This is a genomic window from Candidatus Eisenbacteria bacterium (assembly GCA_016867495.1).
Taxonomy (GTDB): Bacteria; Eisenbacteria; RBG-16-71-46; order CAIMUX01; family VGJL01; genus VGJL01.
This window is the reverse complement of record VGJL01000254.1, coordinates 1-3,070: the sequence shown is the minus strand read 5'-3', so window position 1 is coordinate 3,070 and position 3,070 is coordinate 1. Positions and strand designations below refer to the sequence as shown.

Below are 3,070 nucleotides of genomic sequence, written 5' to 3'. Positions count from 1 at the left end.
CGCCTTGCGCAAGAAGACCGATCTCTACGGCAAGGTGCTCGTGGTGGGCGGAGGGAACACGGCGATCGACTGCGCCCGCACCTCGCTTCGCCTCGGAGCCGCTGAAGTCCGGCTCCTCTACAGGCGGACGCGGACCGAGATGCCGGCGAACGAGATGGAGATCGTGGAGGCGGAGCACGAGGGGATCCAGATGGACTTCCTCGTCGCGCCCGTGCGCGTGATCGCGAGCGACGGCAGGCTCGCCTCCCTCGAGTGCATCCGGATGGAGCTTGGCGAGCCGGACGCGAGCGGCCGCCGCAGCCCGAGGCCGGTCCGGGGGTCCGAGTTCAAGATCGACTGCGACTTCGTCATTGCCGCGATCGGCCAGAACACGAAGGTCGAGGAGCTCGTCGACGGGCGGGTGAGCGACTTCCTGCCGTTCGGCGAAGTCCTCAACCTGACTCGCTGGCGGACGATCCAGGTGAACGAGAAGACGTTCGAGACGAGCGTGGACGGCGTCTTCTCCGGCGGCGATGTCGTCACCGGTGCGGCGACGGCGATCGAGGCGATCGCTGCCGGGCGAAAGGCCGCCCATGCCATCGACACTTACATCCGGACCGGCAAGGCCCAGCCGGAGCCGGTCGAGTTCTGCAGCAGGAAGGACGCCTTCAGGAGAGTCACGATCGAGGATCTCCGGGACGGCTCGCGCTACGCGCGACGGCCGATGCCCGTCCTCTCCGCCGAGGAGCGGCGGAAGAGCTTCGCGGAAGTCGAGCAGGGATACACGACGGAGGATGTCCGCAGGGAATCCCATCGTTGTCTGGAGTGCGGGTGCGTCGCCCTCTTCGACTGCGATCTGCGCAGGCACGCGACCGACTACGGCGTCGACATCAGCTCGTTCATCGGCGAGGCGAAGGTCTACTTCCCCGATCGCAGCCATCCTCTGATCGAGCTCGATCCGAACAAGTGCATCCTCTGCGGCCGGTGCGTCCGCGTCTGCAGCGAAGTGGTGGGGGTGGCAGCCTACGGGTTCATCAACCGCGGATTCAATACCGTAGTGCGGCCCGCCCTGGGCGGCTCGCTTCTCGACACCGACTGCGTCAGCTGCGGACTCTGCATCGGGACCTGCCCCACGGGCGCGATCGCAGGGAAGATCCCGCTCGACAAGCCGGGGCCGTGGCCCTCGCGATCGACGCCGACCGTCTGCCACTACTGCGGCGTGGGCTGCCGATTGCAGTACGACGCCTTCGGCAACTCGCTGGTCAAAGTCTCGAGGTTCGACGGCGACTGCCCCACGCTCGGCAACCACTGCAGGAAGGGGCGCTTCGGCTTCAACTACGTGATGGCCGAGGACCGCTTGCTACGAGGGCAGATCCGCGCGGGCAGGGAGCTTCAGGACGCGTCCGTCGACGAAGCGATCCGGTACGCGGCCATGAGGCTGAAAGAGCTCACCCGCCGCTACTCAGGTTCGGAGATCGCCGTTTTCGTCTCCCCCCGCCTGACCAACGAGGAGGCGTATCTGGCGCAGAAACTGGCTAGGGTCGCGCTGAAGACGCACAACGTGACCTCCCTGGCTAACCTCGTCAATCGAGAGACGCAGTGCCCCGAGGTGGTCTCCTCGGCGACCTACCGCGACCTCGCCGACGCGCAGGCGGTTCTGGTCGTCAACTCCAGCACCGCCGACGAGCACTTCGTCGCCGATCTGCTGGCCAAGAGGGCCATTCGCAAGGGTGCGAAGCTGATCTATGTCGGGCCGGAGGAGAATCACGTCTCGCGTTTCGCGGAGGTCTTCCTGAAGTGCGCCGGCGGGGACCAGATGGAAGTTCTCCTGGCTCTCCTGGGCCGGTATGCGAAGCTCGCCTCGCTGTCTCCGTCGGAGTGGCCCGCCCTCGAGCCCCTGATGGCCGACCGCCGAGCCGCAAGCGACAAGGCCCCCTCGGGGGTTTCTCCCGCTGATCTGGACGAGGCGGCGGGAATCCTCCACAAGAGCATCTTGAAGGTGATCGTCTTCAACAAGGACTACCGAGGGACGCGCTCCGCGCGCGACGGTCGCGTCATCGCGGAAATGAGCCGCGCGATCGGCGCTTCTGTCCTCGCGCTGCGCGAGAAGGCGAACATGCAGGGCATTCTCGACGTGGGGGTCGCCCCGGACTGGTTGCCCGGGTATGTGCCGGTGACGGAGGAGGCCGCGGTCGAGGAGCTCGAGAAAGAGTGGTGCGTCGTCCTCCGAGATCTCGAGCGGCCGCTTCCCGATGTCGCCGAGGCGCTGAGGCGGAGACAGATCAAGGTCGCGGTGGTTCTGGGGGAGGACCCCTTCGGAGCCGAGGGATACCCGCGGGAAATCCTCGACGGTCTGGGGGCGGCCGATTTCATTCTCGTGGCGGACCTGCTCGCTACGGCGACGACGAAGATCGCAAACGTGGTCTTGCCTCTCAGCAGCCCGGCGGAAACCGGGGGGACCTTCACGAACTCCGAGCGCAGGGTCCAGTCTCTTGCCCGCGCCATTCCCCCCCGGACCGGCATGGAGACCTGGGAGGTTCTCTGCCACCTGGGGGCGGAGATGGGTTACCGATTCAAGATGAAGTACGCCAACGTGGAGGAAGTGACCGCCGAGATCCTACGCGTCGCGCCGATCTACCGGGACGTCACGGTCAACGGGGCGGATGGGGAGGGGATCTGGGATCCGGCTCGACTACCCATGCGGCCGGTCGACCCCGAGCCGGGAGATCTCGATGAGAGGCTGACTCCGCAAAGCACGATCTTCCTCGATGCCCTGGAAGCGAGATTCGGCCGGTGGTTCGATCAGGAGATCTCGACCGCCCGTGAGGCGCTGTGGGGCCGCATGCAGGCGGCGGGAGCCGACTCCCCCGAGCGCTCGTAGCCAGGGCGCTCGGTCGACCGCGGAGGCGGGCCGTCAGGGCCGCTGCGAGATCCGGATCGACCCGCTTCCCGTGTCGAGACGGACCTTGGCCTCGCCGCCGCCGACTGTCAGCCTGAGCTCGCCCCGTCCGTCGCGGCGGATCCTCGCGTTCGACACATCGCATCGGATGCCGCCGCTCCCCGTGTCGGCGACGAGGTCGACAGATGGATC

The 3,070-nt window shown here is 67.0% G+C and carries 1 protein-coding gene; it reads left to right on the top strand.

From position 1 onward, the window contains the following. Positions 1-2,860: hypothetical protein (locus FJY88_13050; protein MBM3288255.1), on the top strand; the 2,860-nt coding region annotated here is incomplete at its 5' end. Between the last annotated feature and the right edge of the window lie 210 nt (positions 2,861-3,070).